We start from the raw sequence: 19,600 nt of genomic DNA, 5'->3' as shown, positions 1-19,600 counted from the left end.
ACCGCTTCTATGCTGATGAACTAAACGCGCCGATCATGCGGGGCATGAATACATAGGTCAAATTGGTAATATATATATAATCTATCGGACATAGCGATATATGGACACAGAACTTTTATTAACCTTTCTGACCGTGGCCAAAAGTGGCGGGATCAGTGCAGCAGCGCGAGTACTCCATCGCAGCCAGCCGGCCGTCACGGAAAGACTGCAGAAATTGAGCCAGATGGTCGGAGAACCTTTGACGATGCGTCATGGTCGCGGCATTCAACTGACCCCCGCCGGTGAGGCGCTCCTGACCACCGCCCAACGTATGCGTGAAGTCATCGACGAATTCGAGGATATAATCTTACGTCGCCAACGCCTGCAAAGTGGGGTTTTACGCATTGCGGCGACTAATACCGTAGCCAACTATTTTTTACCGGAACGCCTGGTTGCTTTTCAGCAGCAATTTCCTGATGTAGAAATTCAGTTGCGCGGAGGGGTTATTGACTGGGAAAGCATTGCTTTGTCTGACTGGGATTTATTCTTTCTGGAAGGTGGTCTGGATCTGGAAGGCTTGCCTTCCTATTACGCCGTAACACCCTGGCTGGATGATGAAATCATGACGATATTTCCAGAAGGACACGCTTTGCTGCAACGCGATGTTCTGAATCTGGAAGATCTGATGGCCTACCCTCTGATCTGGCGCGAATCGGGTTCGGGAATCCGCCGCTCCGTCGAAAAAGTTTTTCGGGATGCCGGGTTGAGTCCCAGACAGTCTATTGAAGTGACAGGTGTTGAGGCGGTCGGCGCCGCTGTGGATGCCGGGTTGGGCATCGGCTTTGTGACAGCCGCCGCCTTGCTCTGCCGAAAAGACTGGCGCGTACAGGCGCGGCGTCTACCTGCACCGCATGGTATCCAGTGGACTTTATACATGGCCAGACCACAACCCGCTTATCAGTCTCACACCATACGCGCCTTTTTGGAGTTTCTGGAAACCGCTACGGTAGGACTTCCGTTGATAGGCCGATATGTGATCAATCCAGACGCTGAAATTCACTCATAACTGGTCACCGGTAGATTACGAATCGACACCACGACGGAGCGCGAATACCAGCTCCTCAAAGCGATTGGTATCCGTGGATCCTTCCTCCCGCAAGTCGATGGAAGACAGGTGCTGTACGGCCCAAGAGGGCTGGTAGAGTGCGCAGACTTCGGCCTCGGGCACGGCAAAGGGTGGGCCTTGCCGGGTTTCCTGGGGATAATCGAGGGTGATGAGCAGGATCGGTGGCCGATGGGGAAGAATATCCCGTAATTTTTCGGTGTAGGCGCGGCGCAATTCCGGGGGAAGGGCGATGAGTGCGGCCCGATCATACACGGCGGTAATATCCTTCAATTCTGCACCGGTGAGGTCGAAAAAGTCTCCGCAAAAGATTTCGACAGGACCCGCCTGCCAGCGTTGAAAGGCACCCACGCTGTCCACTTGCGGATGCAGATGGTGTTCCTGAAAAAACTCCTGGACAGCAATAGGGCTGAGTTCGACGCCGCGCACCCGATAGCCTTGCTCGACCAGCCACAGCAGGTCCAGGCTCTTGCCACACAGCGGGACGAAAACTGTACCCCCTTGAGCGACTTGCAGACGATCCCAAAAGGCGGGAAGTCGTGGGTGAACATCCGGACGGTGGAAGCCGATGCGATGTTCCTGCCAGCGTTGTCGCCAATACGCCTGATTCATATGGTTTCCTGTCCTTGCGCTTCCCGGCACTGCCGGGCCATGGCGACCAGTGCTGTCCGCGCTTCCTGCGGGCCGGTAATGGGCTCAGGAAAATCAAGGCGCAGTAGCTTGCCATCGGCACGTAAATCAAAACCATCGTAGTCAATGCCCACCATTTCTACATCAACAGCGTCGCAAGCGCACAGATGACGACAATAATCGCGCATATTGTCGCGATGGTCAGCATTCATATGGGCAAGAATCCCTGCTTCAGCTTCTAGCAGAGCCGCTGTGGGTGGGGGTGCATAATGTTCAGGTCGCACCCAGTGGATTTTGCCGAAACCGCCAATATAGCGAATGTTTTCGACCTGAATCCGATAGAAATAAAAATCATGGGCAGCGAAGTAATCCTGTGCCTGGGGTAAGTAACGCAGATAGCGTTCTCCAAAACCATTTTTGTCGGGCAAGCGGGCAGCGCGCCCTGTTAAAGTCACCCGGCCCACGGCTTGCGCATCGTCTGCACAGGGATAAACCAGCAGGCTCACCCGGGGATCGGCATCAATATTTTTGGTGTGTTCGGCCAGATTGGAGATGAGAATGACTGGATTACCTGCGGCGTCGAGCACAAAAGGACTGACCGAGGCAAAAGGATAGCCTTCCAGTTTTTTGGAGAGTGTGCAGAGCGATCCATTATGGTAGCTGCGTACGAATCGCCTGGCTTCTGCGCCAATGGCAACTCCCTGGTCAATAGGTGTCATGAGATTATCCAGACTGGGGGCATTCAGCCCAACCTCTGCAGTCTAAAGAGTGATTATTTATCTGTCGATGATTTGCCACTTGGCGAATGCCTTCATTCACATTATCTTCACCCAAAAACCTGATGAGCGTAAATCCCATGACCTTGATGAAAAAGTCCCTGCTATACCTTTTGTTGCCTTTTTTTCTGAATCCATTGCCGGCTTCGGCAGAAGCTTCGCTGTGGCAACAAGTCCAGCATTGGGGCAAGGAACAGTGGTCCATGGCGACAGCAACCATGCCGCAATCGCCAGTCACTGTTCCGGCGCAGGGGAGCATCGAAGTGGCTTTTTCTCCGCCGGGAGGGGCAACAGCCGCCATCGTCCGCGCCGTGGACGGCGCCCGCCAGCGGGTCTGGGTGCAGGCCTACAGTTTTACCAGCGCCCCTATTGCCAAGGCGGTTTTGCAGGCGGCACGTCGGGGGCTGGATGTTCAGGTGGTGCTGGACAAAAGCCAGCGTACCCAGAAATATTCCGTGGCGGACTTTTTTGCCAATCAGGGCGTGCCCGTATTTATTGACGATCAGCATGCCATTGCCCACAACAAGGTGATGGTCATTGATGCAGACACCCTCATCACCGGCAGTTTCAACTTCAGCAAAGCGGCAGAACAGGCGAATGCCGAAAATCTGCTGATTTTTCGGGGAAATCCCGCACTACAAAAGCTGTACGCCGAGAATTTCCGCTTTCATCTCAGCCATTCCACTCGCTACCAGCCGCGTCATGGTCTGGACTGACGGCAGCTGTTACGAGCAATTTAGACCAGACCCTCCAGCAATTGCACATCCACCATGCTTCCGGCTGGAGCACCCTCGGCTTCGGCGGCCAGAATAATCAGGCAATCCGCATGGGCCAGTCCACTCATGATGTGCGAAGCCTGTTGACCGACCCCCGCCACCTGCAGACCGTTTTCCCCAGAAATCAGCACGCCGCGCTGAAAGTCGGTGCGCCCCGGTTTTTTCTTGAGGGAATGTGCCAGCGGTATTTTGAGAACGGTGGGCGTCCAGGGGGCGCTTTTCCCCATACGTTTGAGGATGCAGGGCTGCACGAACTGATAGAAAGTCACCATGGTGGAAACCGGATTGCCGGGTAGCCCAAAAAAAGTAGCCTCTCCCAGTTGGCCAAAGGCCAGCGGGCGACCGGGCTTCATGTTCATTTTCCAGAAATTGATGCTGCCGATGCGTCCCAGCAGTTCGGCAATGTAATCCGCATCACCTACCGACACGCCGCCGGTGCTGATCACTAAATCAGCCATGCCTGCGGCTTGTTGCAGAGTTTTTTCCAGATGCTCCGGGTTATCCAGGATCCGTCCAAGGTCGAGAATTTCACAACCGAGACGTTGGAGCATCCCTTGCAGGGCGTACCGGTTACTGTCGTAAATCTGCCCTGCCTCCAGGGTGCTACCCAGCGGACGCAGTTCATCACCCGTTGAAAAAAAGGCCACACGCAGACGTCGAAAAACCTTGACCTCGGCAATGCCCAGACTGGCGAGCAGGGCCAGTTGGGCGGGTCGGAGCAGTGTGCCGGCAGGGAGGGCCTCGACGCCGGGCTGCAGATCTTCGCCAGCCTGACGAATATTGGCGCCGGGTGCCGGGTGCTGCTGGGGAAGGATGGTTTTATCCTGAATTTCTGCCTGTTCCTGAATCAGGACGCTGTCTGCACCCTCTGGCATGACGGCGCCGGTCATGATGCGCACGCACTCACCAGGCCCGACAACACCCGTGAAGGGATGTCCGGCAAAACAATGCCCAATGAGCTGTCGGGGCTTTTCGCCGTCACTGCTGCGCAGGGCGTAACCATCCATCGCCGAGTTCGGCCAGGCGGGGACCGCTTGCGGTGCGCGTATGTCTTCAGCGAGAACCCGTCCCAGTGCAGCACTGAGGTGCAGAACTTCGGTATCTGTCAGGGCCGGGCTGCTGGCAAGAATGGCAGCGCGCGCTTCCTCAACACTTTTGGCCATGGGGTCATGTTCATTATCACTACAGCAGTGAGCCATTCAGGGTTCCTCGTGTATCCAGTGGTGAATAAATTGCGCAATGCTTTCAGGGGCATTGAGGTCCAGTACCGCGCAGTGTGTGAGTAAGGTCGCATCGCTGGCTACGGCAATAATCCGGTGATCTTCTGCGGCCAGCAAAGGTTTTTGCAGCGCCGGGCGGTGTACCTCTATTTTCGGAATGGGCAAAGCCTTGTTCCCCTCAATCAACAGCAAATCTGCAGGCGCAGGCAAGCTGGCAACGATGCTTTCCAGAGTGATCTTTTCCGGCGCCGGACAGGTAGTGAACCAGCGTTTGGGGCCTTGGAGCATGACCGTTTCGGCACCGGCCTCACGCAGGCGATAACTGTCTTTTCCGGGGGTATCCCAGTCCACGTCATGATGCGTGGATTTGACCATGGCGATGCGTAAATCCGCTGCGCGAAGCAGAGGGATCAAGGCACAGAGCAGGGTGGTTTTTCCGCTACCGCTATATCCTATCACACCCAACGCTTTCATGACAGATCCTCGGGCGCGTTACAATTGTGCAGAACGGCTTCATCCAGATGCAGGGTGGCGTAATCCAGATCACGAAACCAGTCCTGAACCCGCCGTCCGCCTTGATCCAGATAAGCTTGCAGGTGGGGTAAAAGACGGCGATGACATAAGACGAGTACCGCATGCCAGCGCTGGTTGCTGCGCACCACGACCAGATCCTTGTCCATTTTTACCTGCCACATCTGCCGCAACAGATCGTGGGGGAGGAGCGGACTGTCCACGGGAATACTGGCCACCCAATCCTGACCGGCAGCGGCCAGTCCGGCACTCAGGCCCATAAGTGGACCCTCAAAAGTGGCGCAGGAGTCAGAAATAACGGGGTAGCCTAAGGCCCGATAATCTTCGAGCTGACGATTGGCACTGATCAGAATTTCTGCAGTGTCTGCCTGCAGGATCTGGATGGCATGGGTAATCAGAGGAGCATTGCGCCAAAGGACCCAGCCTTTATCCACCCCGCCCATGCGCCGGCCAGCCCCTCCGGCAAGAATCAATCCGGTGATCGGGAGCGGTGGAAGAGCCGATGAGGAAACAGTTTGCCGGTGGTCCATGCTATTTAGCTGCTGCCCTGTCATAAAAGCCTATGCTATCCTTCCACAATTCTCAGGCAAGTAAAACCCGGAGCAGGTATGTGGGATTGGTTGCGGGGCAAGTCAGGGCCGACTGCTCCCCCCCGTGGTGTGGTGGTGGATGCTGGTATTCCCAATCAGGAGCGCGTCGCAGAATTGCCGCTGCCCGAAGCACTGTTTGTGCTCCATTACAATGGCTTCGCAAAGCTCCCGGAAAATGCCGAGTTGCGGCAATTACTGCTGAACACGGCGCGTAATGGTGATTTTTTGCGAGATTTACCCCGGGTCAGTGCCCGGCGTCTGGAAGAAAGTGCTGCGCTGCAGTCCCGTTTCGGCATAGAGCTGGAAACCGTTGTGCAATTTTTCAAGGTCTTGCACAGTGAAATTACCCGCCGCATGTATATTGATGCGGCCCGCAAGCGCGAGGATGTCGCCGGGCTGCAATTTACCCTCCGTGACCCTGCCGGGGCCGATGCCGAGGTATGCGCCATTGCCGAGGCCAATCCCTATGATTTGGGTGTTGGTACTTACCCTTTTACCCATATTCCCGAGAATCCGCATCCGGGAACAGAAAACCCCTTTATTATTCGTATTGTTATGAAAAAGGATCTGGCATGAAAAAAATAGCAATTTTCCCGGGTGACGGGATTGGACCCGAAATTGTGGACGCGGCCCGACTGGTGCTGGATGCCGTGGACCAGGCTGCAGGCCTGAATTTGCAATGTACCGATGGATTGGTCGGTGGTGCCGCCCTGGATGCGACCGATGACCCCTTGCCTGAAGCTTCCCTGCAATTGGCCATGGCGGCCGATGCGGTCATTCTAGGTGCTGTCGGTGGCCCGCGCTGGGATGGTCTGCCGCCGGCCAAGCGTCCTGAGCAGGGTTTGCTGCGCCTGCGCAAGAATCTGGATTTGTTTGCAAATTTGCGTCCAGCACAAATTTTCCCGCAGTTATTGAGTGCATCGCCACTGCGTCCGGAGCTGGTGCGGGATGTGGATATTCTGGTGGTGCGCGAGCTGACGGGCGATATTTACTTTGGTCAGCCCAGAGCTGTGGAGCTGGTGGACGGCAAGCGTCGTGCCTACAACACCATGGTGTATGATGAGGACGAAATCCGGCGCATTGCCCACGTTGCCTTCAAGGCAGCACAGGGTCGCCGTAAACAATTATGTTCGGTGGACAAGGCCAATGTGCTCGAAACCACCCGTCTCTGGCGCGAAGTGGTGACTGAATTGGCTGCCGAGTATCCCGATGTCCACTTAACCCACATGTATGTGGACAATGCAGCGATGCAGCTGATTCGTGCCCCTTCCCAGTTTGATGTGCTGCTCACAGGCAATATGTTCGGTGACATTCTGTCGGATGAAGCGAGCCAACTGACCGGCTCCATCGGTATGTTGCCTTCGGCTTCCCTGGGCGAAGGGCGGGGCATGTATGAACCCATTCATGGCTCTGCTCCGGATATTGCCGGACAGGATAAAGCCAATCCGCTCGCCACGATTTTGTCTGTGGCCATGATGTTGCGTCATTCTCTGGGTGCTGAACAATGGGCGCAGCGGGTGGAAAAGGCGGTTCAGAAAGTGCTGGATGATGGACTGCGTACGGCCGATATTGCTGCAGCCGGTGAAGCCGTAGTCGGAACCCGTGCCATGGGCCAAGCCGTGGTCAAGGCGTTGCAACTCTAAGGATGAATGAAGCATGAAAAAAACGCATTACAACGTGGCGGTACTGGGGGCGACGGGTGCCGTCGGCGAAGTCATGCTGCAAATCCTGGAGCAGCGCAAGTTTCCCGTTGATCAGCTTTACCTGTTGTCCAGTAGTCGCTCTGCAGGGGGGCGGCTGCCGTTTCGGGGTAAGCAGGTTCTGGTGCAGGATGCGGCCAATTTTGACTGGTCCCAGGTGGATATCGGCTTGTTTTCTGCCGGCGCCAAAGTCAGTGCTCAATTTGCGCCATTGGCGGCGGAAGCGGGCTGTGTCGTCATTGATAATACCTCCCAGTACCGTTATGACGACGATATTCCCCTGGTGGTCCCGGAAGTCAATCCTCATCGTATTGCCGATCATGTGAATCGGGGCATTATTGCCAATCCCAATTGTTCCACTATCCAGATGTTGCTGGCTTTGAAACCCATTGCCGATGCCGTGGGCATTGAGCGCGTGGTCGTGGCCACCTATCAGGCGGTCAGCGGGGCAGGTAAGCGCGCCATTGAAGAATTGGGACAACAGACCATGGCCCTGTTCCGCCACGAAGAAGCTGTCTGCGACATTTTCCCCAAGCGGATTTCCTTCAATTGTCTGCCTCAGATTGATGTGTTTCAGGACAACGGTTACACCAAGGAAGAAATGAAAATGCTTTGGGAAACCCGAAAAATTCTGGAGCTTCCTGACATCGCGCTGACGGCAACCTGCGTGCGGGTGCCCGTATTTTACGGCCATTCCGAGGCGGTCAACGTGGTGACCCGTGACCCGATTACCCCGGAGGCCGTGCGGGCCTTGCTGGAAAAAGCACCGGGCGTGACGGTGGTGGATAATCAGGAGAAGAATTTATGGCCATCTGCTCTGGATGCAGCAGGCCAGGACACCACTTATGTGGGGCGCATTCGCGGGGATTGTTCCCATGAGAAGGGCATTAATTTCTGGGTGGTGTCCGATAATATTCGCAAGGGCGCGGCATTGAATAGTGTGCAGATTGCAGAGTTGTTGATTCGCGACTATTTATAGGAACACTGCGGGTTGAAAGTGGCCCATTGCAATACGCTTGCGTTACAGAAAAATGAGGAAATAACAATGGAGAGAAAGAATTGGTTGTGGGCCATGGCCGGAATGGGCTTACTCTTGCCAGGCCTGGCTCAGGCACTGGGGTTGGGATCCCTGCAGGTCTTGTCTGCCCCCGGAGAACCCTTTCGTGCCGAAATACCCATCCAATCAGTAACCCCTCAGACTGCATCCAGTCTTAATGCCAGCCTGGCTCCGAACAGCGCGTTTGCCATGATCAATCTGCCACAGGCTCCGACCCTTGAGCATTGGCAATTTACGGTGCGGCGTGGGAGTCAACCCGCCATTCTGATTTCCAGTCCTCTACCCGTGAGTCAGCCAAATTTACAGTTTTTGGTACAGCTCAACTGGTCGGGGGGGCAGTTAGTCCGGGAATACTCGGCCAGTGTTGCGAATGCCGCTGCAGCGATGCCCCTGGTATTCAGCCCGGCACCCGTTGCCCCGTCGGCAATTTCGCCAGCGAGTGTGCCAGCGACCGAATCTGTGGCGCAGCCTCCCGCACCCGCTAGACTGTACCATGGTTGGTCGCGGGTAAACCGTTATGGCCCTGTTCCGGTAAACAGCTCTCTGTATGATATAGCGCAGTCTATCACCAACAGTAATGCAGTTACTCTGGATCAGGTCATGTCGGCAGTCGTCAAGGCCAATCCACAGGCCTTCAAAAATGCCAACCCGACCTATTTGTATGCGGGAAGCATGCTGAATTTGCCCAATGTGAATCAGGTGCAGGCCATGACTCCGGCTCAGGCTACAGCCTGGTTGTCAACCCAAAGTCAAGCGGGAAGTGCGGCGCCTCTTCCTGCTACTCAAACCTCTGGGGCTGCGGCTTCCACAGCTCAGCCACAAAAAGCTTCCACAAGTCCCACCGAAAGTGCTACGCATCTGGTGCTGTCCAGTGCGCCAGCCAATGCAGTAGCTGCCAGTGCTGAGACGGCATCTGCCACTAGTTCGCCTCTGGCAGTGGACACCCTGGCCCTGCAGACGGAAAATCAGAAGCTGAAAAGTGAAGTAACGGGCCTTGGACAGCGTTTGAGCGCAGAAGAACGTTTACTGGCCAATCAGGGCGTCCAGTTGGCTACGCTCTCGCGCAATAGTGCCAATAGTAGTCTATTCAACAACATCCCACTATTGATTTCTCTGGGAGGTAATCTGCTGCTGCTCATCCTCTTTATATGGATGCTGCGCCGTCAGAAAGAATCGGAAAGACGTCAGCGTGAAGTTTCTCAACGCCTTTCCACACTGAACAGTAGCAAATCGAAACCGGTTGCCGAGCCCCCGGTTGTTGCACCGGCACCGGCACCGGCATCGGCTGCCGCATATAGTGCGGCAGCGGAACCGGCAATAACTCCTCCAGCCGTTTCCACGCCAGCACCGACTCCGACTCCTGCCTCCAAAGAGGCGGCGGTGGAGGAGATTGTGCCGGTTACTGAACTGGCTCCAGTGCAAACGCAAGGCGAAGATCATGACGATGTGATGGAAATTGATCCCATCGAACAGGCGGATCTCTACCTGACTTATGGTAAATCCGAACAGGCCATTACGGTAATGAATGAAGCGCTGGATGAGAATCCCAGACGCAAGGAGCTTTATGTCAAGCTTCTGGATATGTATGCCACTCTGGATCGTCGAGCAGATTATCTGGATCTGGCGGAACGGATGCGTGCCCGCTTTGGTCCCCATAACGCCGCCTGGCAGGAAGTGGCTGCTCAGGGGTCCCGCCTGTTTCCGGGGAATGCCTTGTTTGCTTCGGAGGATGAACGCGAGGCGGACGTAATGGTCAAGCAGGCTCCCGTAGAAACGCCTGCTGATAAAGTGCAAGAAGCTCCGGCCACTGGACATGATGCAGACGATATGCTGGATTTTGATTTTTCCCATGGGCAGGTTGCGTCTGCTGCGGACGAATCCTTTCCTGCCGATGAAAAAGACCGCTTGTTGCAGGATATTGATGAACAATTCCGGTTGATGGATGCAGAACATTTTCATGCTGAACAAGTGACTGGCGAGGGGGAATCTGCAAGTCATGAGCCCATCCCGACTCCCGAGGCACCCAAGGCCGAAGCCCCGAGTGCGGAAGATACGCTGCCATTCTCTTTCGGGCTGTCACCTTTTGAAGAAGAGCGAGCTCCGGCTGTGCCTGCCAGGGAACTCGATCCCGAGCCTGAAGCGCTTCGCGAAATGCCCAAGCCGGCCATTGTTGAGGAGACGAGTCCTGCAGCCGAAGACTGGGATGCAGTCGGGACCAAGCTGGATCTGGCCAAAGCCTATGTCGAAATGGGAGACAGTGAATCGGCGCGCGACCTTCTCGAAGAGGTGAGCAAGGAAGGGAGTAGTGCTCAGCGCGAAGAAGCCCAGAAAATGCTCGAAGACTTGTAATTTGTCCCCTGACATTCTGGCAGATACCCCAAGGCCCGGCATACGCTGGGCCTTGGGCGTTGAATATGATGGCAACGGTTTTTGTGGCTGGCAGCGTCAGTTGGGTCAGGCCAGCGTGCAGCAGTCTCTGGAGGAGGCCCTCAGTCGTCTGGCCGGGACGGCTATTCCGGTCACTGTGGCAGGGCGGACCGATACGGGCGTGCACGCGCTGTGCCAGGTGGTCCATTTTGATGCACCCGTGCAGCGTTCTGCAGAATCCTGGCTGCGGGCCACCAATACTTACCTTCCAGATGGCGTGGCAGTGCGCTGGGCGCAGCCGGTATCGGCGCATTTTCATGCCCGATTTTCGGCAACGGCCAGACGCTATCGCTACGTGATTTTAAATCGCCGGGAAAAATCGGCGTTATGGCGCCATCACACCGCCTGGGTGTACAGTCCGCTAGCCATTGAACCCATGCAGGTGGCGGCGGACTTGCTACTGGGTACCCATGATTTTTCTGCTTTTCGGGCTTCATCGTGTCAGGCCAATAGTCCCGTCCGCAGTTTACATCGCCTGACGGTCAGCCAGCGTGGTGACCTGATTAGTATTGATGCCGAAGCCAATGGATTTTTGCACCATATGGTGCGTAACCTTGCGGGCGTTTTGATAGCCATTGGCCGTGGCGATCAGTCTCCACAATGGGCGGCAGAGGTCCTTGCCAGCCGGGATCGTTGTCAGGCCGGAGTCACCGCCCCGCCTGGAGGCCTGTATTTTGTTGCACCGCGCTATCCGGATGAATTCGCTTTGCCCGTCGATGCGGTGGATCCCGGTTTTCTGACGGGTACTTGAAGGCCTGCCATCCAGCATCAGTAATAGCTGTGGATGTGGGTTTATCCCGATGGCAGTGTTAGAATGCGCTGATGATACGGGCGAAAATATGTGGCATAACGCATGTGGGTGATGCTCTAGCGGCGGCACGAGTTGGCGCAGATGCCATTGGCCTGGTGTTTTATGAAAAAAGCCCGCGTGCGGTATCAGTTTCCCAGGCTCGGGAGATACTTCAGGCATTACCCCCTTTTGTGAGTTCGGTCGGACTTTTTGTTAATGCTGATCCGGCTGGCATAGAAAGGGTTCTGGATGACTGTCCATTGGATACTCTCCAGTTTCATGGAGATGAAACGCCTGATTTCTGTCGGCGTTTTGGCCGTCCCTATCTAAAAGCCTTGCGTGTCTCAGGAGAAGAAGACTTGCGCCGCCCGGTTGATGATTATTTTGACGCTCAGGGCTTGTTGCTGGATTGTGCGGTAGCTGGACACTGGGGTGGTTCCGGACAGAGTTTTGCCTGGTGGAAACTGCCGGACTTGGGCAAGCCCCTGATTCTGGCGGGTGGTTTGCGTGCCGACAATGTGCAGGAAGCCATCCGCGTGGCTTGCCCCTATGCGGTGGATGTCAGCAGTGGGGTAGAGCAGTCGCCGGGTATCAAGGATCATGACAAAATGGTGCAGTTTATGGCCCAACTGCAAGGGTTTTGAGGAGAAAATATGGACAACTATGAACTTCCGGATGCAACGGGACATTATGGACCTTATGGCGGGCGTTTTGTGGCGGAGACGCTGATTCCGGCACTGGATGAATTAAACCAGGCTTATCAGGAAGCTCAGGCTGATCCCGAGTTTCGCGCAGAATTACACAGTGAGTTGCGGCAGTTTGTCGGGCGTCCCAATCCTTTGTACCACGCCGAGCGCATCTCCCGCAGACTGGGTGGTGCCCAGATTTATCTGAAACGGGAAGACCTGAATCATACGGGCGCGCATAAAATCAATAATGCCGTGGGACAGGCATTATTGGCCCGGCGCATGGGCAAAAAGCGGGTCATTGCGGAAACGGGAGCCGGGCAACATGGCGTGGCTACTGCGACGGTAGCTACCCGTTATGGTATGGAATGTCTGGTGTATATGGGTGAAGAAGATATTCAACGGCAATCCAGCAATGTTTTCCGGATGCGTTTGCTGGGTGCACAGGTGGCGGCCGTAACCAGTGGCACCCGCACGCTGAAAGACGCGCTCAATGAAGCCCTGCGCGACTGGGTCACCCATGTGGATAATACGTTTTATGTTATTGGTACCGTAGCAGGCCCCCATCCTTACCCTGCCATGGTCCGGGATTTCCATCGGGTTATTGGTGATGAAGCGCGGGCTCAGTGTCTGGAACTGACTGGTCGCCTGCCGGACGTGTGCGTCGCCTGTGTGGGCGGCGGCAGTAATGCCATCGGCCTGTTTTACCCGTTCATCAATGACCAGTCAGTGCGTCTGATCGGTGTGGAGGCGGGGGGGCTGGGCCTGAGTACCGGCCAGCATGCTGCACCACTGACCACGGGGCGCCCGGGGGTGTTGCATGGTAATCGCACTTATCTCATGGAAGATGAAGACGGCCAGATTCTGCCCACCCATTCGATCTCGGCAGGGCTGGATTATCCGGGAGTGGGGCCGGAGCACGCCTACCTGAAAGACATTGGTCGTGCTGAATATGTGGCAGCGACAGATCAGGAAGCCTTGCAGGCCTTTCACGAACTGTGCCGCACGGAAGGCATCATTCCGGCCCTGGAGACCTCCCATGCCCTCGCCCATGCCTTTGCCATCGCGCCCGGCATGCGTTCAGATCAGACCATTATCGTCAATTTATCGGGCCGGGGTGACAAGGATATTCACACGGTTGCGGCTCTGGAGGGTATTCATTTATGAGTCGTCTAGCGGCCATGTTTGCGCAGTTGCAGCAGAAAAATCGGGCGGCCCTTATCCCTTTTATCACCGCCGGCGATCCTTCCCTGACGGCAACCGTGCCCCTCATGCATGCCCTGGTAGAATCCGGAGCGGATGCGATTGAGTTGGGCATGCCCTTTTCCGATCCCATGGCAGATGGACCCAGTATTCAGCGGGCCAGTGAGCGCGCCCTCGGGCGTGGCGTCAAGTTGCGGATGGTGTTGGAGTGGGTCCGCGAATTCCGGCGCAGCAATCAACGGACGCCGGTCATCCTCATGGGTTATCTGAATCCGCTCGAAGCCATGGGTATGGCGACCTTTGCGGAGTTGGCGGCAGGGGCTGGCGTGGATGGGGTTATCATTGTCGATCTCACCCCCGAAGAGGGCCGCGAGGAATCAGCTTTGCTCAAGGCCTGTGGTGTGGACCCCATTTTTCTGCTGGCTCCCACCAGTGGCGCGGCGCGGGTGCAGACGGTCCGCGAACTGGGCAGCGGTTTTGTCTACTATGTCTCCTTGCGGGGCATTACCGGGGCTGCGCAGTCTGACTGGCCCGAGGTCCTCAAACGGGTTGGTGAATTGCGCCGGGAATTGGCTTTGCCAGTTGCCATCGGCTTTGGAATTCGTGATGCCGAGACAGTGACCCGGGTTGCCCAAGGTGCGGATGCCGTAGTGGTAGGCAGTGCCCTGGTCGAACAACTGGCCGATTGCAGCAATGATCAGGCAGCCGTTCAGGTGGCCAAAAACTTTATTCAAGCGTTGGCGGGTGCCGTACAAAAACCCCGGAGTGTTCAATGAGCTGGTTTGACCGGGTATTACCCCCCAAAATCAAGAAAAACCCTAATCCAGAGCCGCAAGCGGCGGAAAACAAGCGCACGGTACCCGAAGGGCTTTGGTCCAAGTGCCCCACCTGCCAAACGGTTTTGTATCGTACCGAGCTGGAAGAAAATCTGTTTGTCTGTCCCAATTGTGGTCATCATCAGCGCATTACGGCCCGGCAGCGTCTGGATTTTTTCCTGGATGCAGAACCGCGCCTGGAAATTGCCAAGGAATATGTCCCCGTTGATCCCCTGCGTTTCAAAGATCAGAAGCGCTACAAGGAGCGTTTGCAGGAAGCCCAGACCAAGACCGGTGAAAAAGATGCTTTGGTGGTCATGCGCGGCCTGCTGCAGGGGCGTCCGGTGGTGGTTGCCGCTTTTGCTTTTGAATTCATGGGGGGGAGCATGGGTTCGGTGGTCGGCGCCCGTTTTGCCCGGGCCGCAGAAACCGCCCTGGTAGATCGCTGTCCATTGGTCTGTTTTTCAGCCAGTGGCGGTGCCCGGATGCAGGAAGGTCTGCTGTCACTGATGCAGATGGCCAAAACCTCGGCAGCCGTTGAACGCCTGGCCAAGGCCGGACTGCCTTTTATTTCGGTGCTGACGGACCCCACCATGGGCGGGGTTTCTGCCAGCCTCGCGACCCTGGGCGACGTGCTGATTGCCGAGCCCAAGGCCCTCATTGGCTTTGCGGGGCCACGCGTCATCGAACAGACGATCCGCGAAAAGCTGCCGGTTGGTTTTCAGCGTTCGGAGTATTTGCTGGAACACGGGGCTATTGACCAGATTGTGGATCGCCGCCAGTTGCGCACGGTGATCGGTGAAATACTGGGGATGCTGACCCAGTCCAGCAGCAAACCCTAGGAGCTGATCGTGCTGCAGAGCAGGGCGTCGACGGATGCCCTCAGTGATCAGGTGATTCGCATGGCCGGCCCGCCGGAACGGATTGTCCTGGGTCTGGAGCGTATGCGGACGGCCATGGCTTTGCTGGATTTGCCTGCGCGTTTGCCGATGCCGGTCATTACCGTGGCCGGTACCAATGGCAAGGGTTCTACGGTGGCTTGTCTGGAGACTTTTTATCGACAGGCCGGTTACCGGGTAGCCGCCTATACCAGCCCGCATATCTGGTCGTTTAACGAACGTCTGCGGCTGAATGGCACATCTGCTTCGATGTCCGACTGGGACGCTGCACTGGATGACATTGCGGCCGTTGCCGGAAGCATTGCCCTGACCTTTTTTGAAATCACGACCCTGGCTGCAGTGAAAATTCTCTGTGCGGCGCAGGTGGATCTGGCCATACTGGAGGTCGGACTGGGTGGGCGACTGGACGCTGTCAACGCTTTTGATCCGGACTGCAGCGTGCTGACTACGGTAGATCTGGATCATCAGGACTGGCTGGGCCCGGATCGACTGTCCATCGGTCGGGAAAAATCCGGAATTTTTCGGCCCGATGTGCCGGCTCTCTACGGAGATGCTGCAAATCCCTGCGCCTCCGTGCTGGAAACAGCAGCGCAACATCAGGTGCCATTACAATTACTCGGTCGGGATTTCGACTTTGATGCACAGGCCCGCCGTTGGTGGGGATTCGGCCAGACCCTGGCAATACCGGAACCGCTCTGGCCCGCTGCTGCGCAATGGCAGAACCTGGCCCTCGCCCTGGCCGCCGTCTGGTTTTTGCAAAAAAAATTACCCGTTTCCGCTGCGGCATTGAGCCATTGGTCAATCCGGCCAGATTTGCCGGGCAGGGCACAGATGTTACGGCCTTGGGGAGAAAACGGTCCGCGTCTGATTGTTGATGTCGCCCACAATCCTCAGGCAGTGGCACAATTGGCAACGCTGTTGGAGGGCCAGGGCGGGCGCTGCCATGCCGTAGTGGCCATGCTCGCCGATAAAGACGTTGCAGGTACCCTGAAAAACTTGCTCAGGCGTGTAGAAGTCTGGCATGTTCTGGAAATAACCGATACGCCACGTGCCGCCAGTGCTGCCAGTCTGCAGAAATGTTTGTGGGAAATGGGCGCTGCTCATGTGGAAATTGAGGAAAACATGCAAACCGCTCTTGATGCACTGGGTTCCGTTTTGACAGCCGATGACAGCATTGTCTGCTTCGGATCATTTCATCTGGTCAAGCAGTTGCCCCGGCAATGGCTGGACGGTACCAGCGTGTGAATTACTGGCTGGATATTGTCGTTGTCGGGCTGGTCGTATTATCCGCCCTGTGGGGACTGTTTCGGGGCATGGTTCGCGAATTTTTTTCATTGGCGGCCTGGGTTGGTGGATTTTATGTAGCCTGGACCTGGGGGGGGAGCTGGCTGGCGCCCCAGTTGTCCCATGATATTCCTGTCGGATGGCGGGTACCCTTAGCTTCTTTTATCCTGTTTTTTGCCTGTCTGGTAGTTGGAACCCTGTGCGCTTTTGTGGTGCGTAAGTTATTATACGGCATTGGCTTTGGAGCCACCGACCGGTTTCTGGGCACTTTTTTCGGATTCCTGCGGGGCTTGGTGCTGATCGCCATTCTGGTCACATTGGTACAATCTTCGGATTTGTCCCATGAGTCCTGGTGGAAAAACTCCTGGCTGGCGCAGGAGCCCATAAAACACTGGTCACAATCGTTGACGGCGCCAGCCGTGTCCTATTTGGAGTCGCAGAAAATTGCACACTGAACGTTGGGAAGAACAATTGATAGAAGATGATCATTTCCATGATGAATGTGGAGTGATCGGCGTTTTCGGGCACCCGGAAGCCGCCAATCTGACTTATCTGGGGCTATACGCCCTGCAGCATCGTGGTCAGGAATCTGCCGGTATTGTTTCGGAAGATCAGGGCAAGTTATTTGTCCAGCGCGGTATGGGACGGGTGGCGGATGTGTTTGGTCTGGAACAGATCAGCCAGCTGCCCGGCGAGCAGGCCATTGGCCATGTGCGTTATTCCACGGCGGGCGGTTCTGTGCTCAGGAATACTCAGCCGATTTTTATCAATTACCGGCACGGTGCTTTTGCCGTTGGGCATAATGGTAATCTGGTCAATGCCGATGAATTACGTCTTCGGCTGGAACAGGAAGGCGCTATTTTTCATACGGATATGGACACGGAAGTCATCGTCCACCTGCTGGCGCGAGTGCCCGGAGACGACCCGGGAACCCGTCTCGCTGCTGCACTGAAACAGGTTTCGGGTGCTTATTCCCTGGTTTGCCTGACCGAAACCCGCCTGATCGGCGCGCGCGACCCCATGGGTTTTCGTCCCCTGGTTCTCGGTCGTCTGATTGATTCCGGGGGGTTTGTGCTGGCTTCCGAAACCTGCGCCCTGGATTTGATGGGTGCTGAATTTGTCCGGGATATTGAGCCCGGCGAACTCATCATTATTTCCAAGGAGGGCATCGAAAGCCGCAGGCCTTTTGCCCCCGTCGAACGCAGAATGTGTGTGTTTGAATACATTTATTTTGCGCGACCCGATAGCGTTCTGGATGGCACTCATGTGTATTCGGCGCGTAAGCAGATTGGCAGGGCCCTTGCCCATCTGCACCCGCGTGAGGCCGATTTGGTGGTGCCCGTGCCGGACTCTGGTGTTGCTGCGGCCATGGGTTATGCAGAAGCTTCCGGTCTCCCCTTCGAACTGGGCCTGATCCGTAATCATTATGTCGGCCGCACCTTTATCCAGCCCGCCCAGCGTGGCCGCGATTTTGGCGTCAAGGTCAAGCTCAATGCCCAACCCAATATTCTCCGTGGTAAACGCGTCATTCTGGTGGATGACTCGATTGTGCGCGGCACCACCAGCGCCAAAATTGTCAACCTGGTGCGCGCTGCCGGGGCCCGTGAAGTACATTTTCTGGTCAGTTCACCACCGACGACGGGGCCCTGTTATTACGGTATTGATACTCCGGACCGCTCCCAATTGATTGCTGCCCAGCATAGTATTGAGGAAGTGCGGAAAATCATCGGGGCGGACAGCTTGGGCTATATCAGTCTGGACGCCCTGTACGAAGCAGTCGGTGCGCGCACTCAGGGATTTTGTGATGCCTGTTTCAGTGACGACTATCCGTTGCCTACCCCTGAAGGACATGGCTCCCGTCAGTTGCACCTGCTCAAGGAGGTGAAATGAGTTCAGAAAATCAGGATGCGGCTTGGACTGCGCAATTGCGTCCGGAAACCCTCGCTATTCGTTCGGGCATTCATCGAACCCAGGAACAGGAACATAGCGAAGCCATTTTCCCGACTTCCAGTTTTGTATTCGACTCTGCTGAAGAAGCGGCCGAGCGTTTCGCCGGGCGAGTCCCGGGAAATATTTACGCGCGTTTTACCAATCCGACGGTGCGCACTTTTGAAGAGCGTCTGGCAGCCCTGGAGGGTGCTGAGGCTTGTGTGGCGACCGCTTCAGGGATGGCCGCCTGCATGACGGCCTTCATGGGGTTATTGAAGGCCGGCGATCATATCGTCGCATCGCGTTCCATTTTCGGGACGACGGTACAGTTTCTCAGCAGCATTCTCGGACGTTTCGGGGTGGAAACCACCTTTGTGCCCCTGGCGGATTTAGAGGCCTGGAAAGCCGCCATTCGTCCGGAAACCCGCTTGCTGTTTCTGGAAACCCCTTCCAATCCCTTGACGGAGATTGGCGATATGGCGGCTTTGGCCGATCTGGCGCATCAACACGACGCCTGGCTGGTAGTAGATAATTGTTTCTGTACGCCGATACTTCAGCAACCCCTCCGGTTTGGGGCCGATCTGGTGTTACATTCTGCCACCAAATATCTGGACGGGCAGGGCCGGACTCTAGGTGGTGCCGTGTGCGGCAGTAACGCCCTGTTGAATAATGGGCCCCGCAATTTTGTGCGCACAGCTGGCCCCAGCCTGAGTCCGTTTAATGCCTGGGTGCAGCTTAAAGGGCTGGAAACGCTGGCTTTGCGCATGGAAAAGCATTGTCAGAACGCCCAGCAAATGGCCGAGTGGCTGGACAACCGTCCGGAAGTGGAACAGGTGTATTTCCCAGGCCTGAAAACGCATCCGCAATATGCCCTGGCCGCGCAGCAACAAAAGCGTCCAGGTGCCATCCTCTCCTTTGATCTGAAAGGTGGGCAGGCAGCAGCCTGGGCTTTCGTCAATGGCCTGCGTCTGCTTTCCCTGACCGCCAATCTGGGGGATGCCAAAACCACCATCACCCACCCGGCCAGCACAACCCATAGCCGGGTCAGTCCTGAAGCCCGGGCTGCTGCCGGTGTTGGCGATGGTTTGCTGCGCATCAGTGTCGGTCTGGAACATGTAGATGATCTACGGGATGATTTGCTACGAGGTTTTGCAGCCGCAAATAGCGCTGTCTGATTTGCGCTAT

General features: G+C 56.1%; 20 protein-coding genes. 15 read left to right on the top strand and 5 right to left on the bottom strand.

The features are described from left to right. Positions 1 to 100 precede the first annotated feature (100 nt). The gene (locus GCD22_RS13545) at positions 101 to 1,045 is read left to right on the top strand and encodes a LysR substrate-binding domain-containing protein (protein WP_081577319.1); all 945 of its coding nucleotides are present in this window, start codon (positions 101 to 103) and stop codon (positions 1,043 to 1,045) included. Between the two features lie 15 nt (positions 1,046 to 1,060). Here GCD22_RS13545 and GCD22_RS13540 read toward each other — a convergent pair whose 3' ends face one another. Next, positions 1,061 to 1,714, bottom strand: coding sequence for a thiopurine S-methyltransferase (locus GCD22_RS13540; protein ID WP_081577320.1), 654 nt, complete (start codon positions 1,712 to 1,714; stop codon positions 1,061 to 1,063). Next, the gene (locus tag GCD22_RS13535; protein ID WP_010642110.1) at positions 1,711 to 2,451 is read right to left on the bottom strand and encodes a HugZ family pyridoxamine 5'-phosphate oxidase; all 741 of its coding nucleotides are present in this window, start codon (positions 2,449 to 2,451) and stop codon (positions 1,711 to 1,713) included. The genes GCD22_RS13540 and GCD22_RS13535 overlap by 4 nt, the downstream gene beginning before the upstream one ends. Before the next feature lie 137 nt (positions 2,452 to 2,588). On the opposite strand from GCD22_RS13535, the gene GCD22_RS13530 reads away from it, so the two are divergent. Beyond that, on the top strand, positions 2,589 to 3,224 hold the full coding sequence (locus GCD22_RS13530) for a phospholipase D family nuclease (protein WP_010642108.1): 636 nt from the start codon (positions 2,589 to 2,591) through the stop codon (positions 3,222 to 3,224). Positions 3,225 to 3,244: 20 nt separating this feature from the next. Here GCD22_RS13530 and moeA read toward each other — a convergent pair whose 3' ends face one another. Genes moeA through mobA form a run of 3 tightly spaced genes read right to left on the bottom strand, consistent with a single transcriptional unit; the run spans position 3,245 to position 5,565 of the window. Next, entirely contained in the window at positions 3,245 to 4,483 is a 1,239-nt protein-coding gene (gene moeA, locus GCD22_RS13525) for a molybdopterin molybdotransferase MoeA (protein WP_081577321.1), read from the bottom strand. Then, a complete protein-coding gene (mobB, locus tag GCD22_RS13520) occupies positions 4,484 to 4,978 on the bottom strand; it encodes a molybdopterin-guanine dinucleotide biosynthesis protein B (RefSeq protein WP_081577322.1) in 495 nt (164 codons plus the stop codon). It abuts the gene before it with no gap. After that, a complete protein-coding gene (gene mobA, locus GCD22_RS13515; protein ID WP_024894254.1) occupies positions 4,975 to 5,565 on the bottom strand; it encodes a molybdenum cofactor guanylyltransferase MobA in 591 nt (196 codons plus the stop codon). Before mobA ends, mobB begins: the two co-directional genes overlap by 4 nt. 78 nt (positions 5,566 to 5,643) lie before the next feature. Between mobA and GCD22_RS13510 the strand changes: the two genes are divergently transcribed. From GCD22_RS13510 to GCD22_RS13450, 13 genes are all read left to right on the top strand, one after another. Continuing rightward, entirely contained in the window at positions 5,644 to 6,201 is a 558-nt protein-coding gene (locus GCD22_RS13510; protein ID WP_153940832.1) for a hypothetical protein, read from the top strand. Then, positions 6,198 to 7,268, top strand: coding sequence for a 3-isopropylmalate dehydrogenase (gene leuB / locus GCD22_RS13505; RefSeq protein WP_010642099.1), 1,071 nt, complete (start codon positions 6,198 to 6,200; stop codon positions 7,266 to 7,268). Before GCD22_RS13510 ends, leuB begins: the two co-directional genes overlap by 4 nt. Before the next feature lie 13 nt (positions 7,269 to 7,281). Beyond that, on the top strand, positions 7,282 to 8,304 hold the full coding sequence (locus GCD22_RS13500) for an aspartate-semialdehyde dehydrogenase (protein WP_081577323.1): 1,023 nt from the start codon (positions 7,282 to 7,284) through the stop codon (positions 8,302 to 8,304). Between the two features lie 66 nt (positions 8,305 to 8,370). Then, positions 8,371 to 10,731, top strand: coding sequence for a motility hub landmark protein FimV (locus tag GCD22_RS13495; protein WP_081577324.1), 2,361 nt, complete (start codon positions 8,371 to 8,373; stop codon positions 10,729 to 10,731). A 1-nt stretch (position 10,732) separates the two neighbouring features. Continuing rightward, positions 10,733 to 11,560, top strand: a complete 828-nt coding sequence (truA, locus tag GCD22_RS13490) for a tRNA pseudouridine(38-40) synthase TruA (protein ID WP_176211997.1) — start codon at positions 10,733 to 10,735, stop codon at positions 11,558 to 11,560. Positions 11,561 to 11,631: 71 nt separating this feature from the next. Then, entirely contained in the window at positions 11,632 to 12,243 is a 612-nt protein-coding gene (locus tag GCD22_RS13485; protein ID WP_081577325.1) for a phosphoribosylanthranilate isomerase, read from the top strand. A gap of 9 nt (positions 12,244 to 12,252) precedes the next feature. Further along, positions 12,253 to 13,452, top strand: coding sequence for a tryptophan synthase subunit beta (gene trpB, locus GCD22_RS13480; protein ID WP_010642088.1), 1,200 nt, complete (start codon positions 12,253 to 12,255; stop codon positions 13,450 to 13,452). Continuing rightward, entirely contained in the window at positions 13,449 to 14,264 is an 816-nt protein-coding gene (trpA, locus tag GCD22_RS13475) for a tryptophan synthase subunit alpha (RefSeq protein WP_081577326.1), read from the top strand. The genes trpB and trpA overlap by 4 nt, the downstream gene beginning before the upstream one ends. Further along, positions 14,261 to 15,145, top strand: coding sequence for an acetyl-CoA carboxylase, carboxyltransferase subunit beta (gene accD / locus GCD22_RS13470; protein ID WP_081577327.1), 885 nt, complete (start codon positions 14,261 to 14,263; stop codon positions 15,143 to 15,145). Before trpA ends, accD begins: the two co-directional genes overlap by 4 nt. A 9-nt stretch (positions 15,146 to 15,154) precedes the next feature. Further along, on the top strand, positions 15,155 to 16,447 hold the full coding sequence (locus GCD22_RS13465; RefSeq protein ID WP_176211998.1) for a bifunctional folylpolyglutamate synthase/dihydrofolate synthase: 1,293 nt from the start codon (positions 15,155 to 15,157) through the stop codon (positions 16,445 to 16,447). After that, a complete protein-coding gene (locus GCD22_RS13460; RefSeq protein ID WP_035218281.1) occupies positions 16,423 to 16,941 on the top strand; it encodes a CvpA family protein in 519 nt (172 codons plus the stop codon). The genes GCD22_RS13465 and GCD22_RS13460 overlap by 25 nt, the downstream gene beginning before the upstream one ends. Beyond that, positions 16,931 to 18,376: an amidophosphoribosyltransferase gene (purF, locus tag GCD22_RS13455; protein ID WP_081577328.1), complete on the top strand. Its 1,446-nt coding sequence runs from the start codon at positions 16,931 to 16,933 to the stop codon at positions 18,374 to 18,376. Before GCD22_RS13460 ends, purF begins: the two co-directional genes overlap by 11 nt. After that, complete coding sequence (locus tag GCD22_RS13450; protein WP_024894243.1) at positions 18,373 to 19,590, top strand: O-succinylhomoserine sulfhydrylase; 1,218 nt, start codon at positions 18,373 to 18,375, stop codon at positions 19,588 to 19,590. Before purF ends, GCD22_RS13450 begins: the two co-directional genes overlap by 4 nt. Positions 19,591 to 19,600 lie beyond the last annotated feature (10 nt).

This window comes from Acidithiobacillus thiooxidans ATCC 19377 (genome assembly GCF_009662475.1).
Lineage (GTDB): Bacteria > Pseudomonadota > Gammaproteobacteria > Acidithiobacillales > Acidithiobacillaceae > Acidithiobacillus > Acidithiobacillus thiooxidans.
Note: the sequence above shows the minus strand (reverse complement) of the source record. Positions and strands in the feature narration are given on the sequence as shown.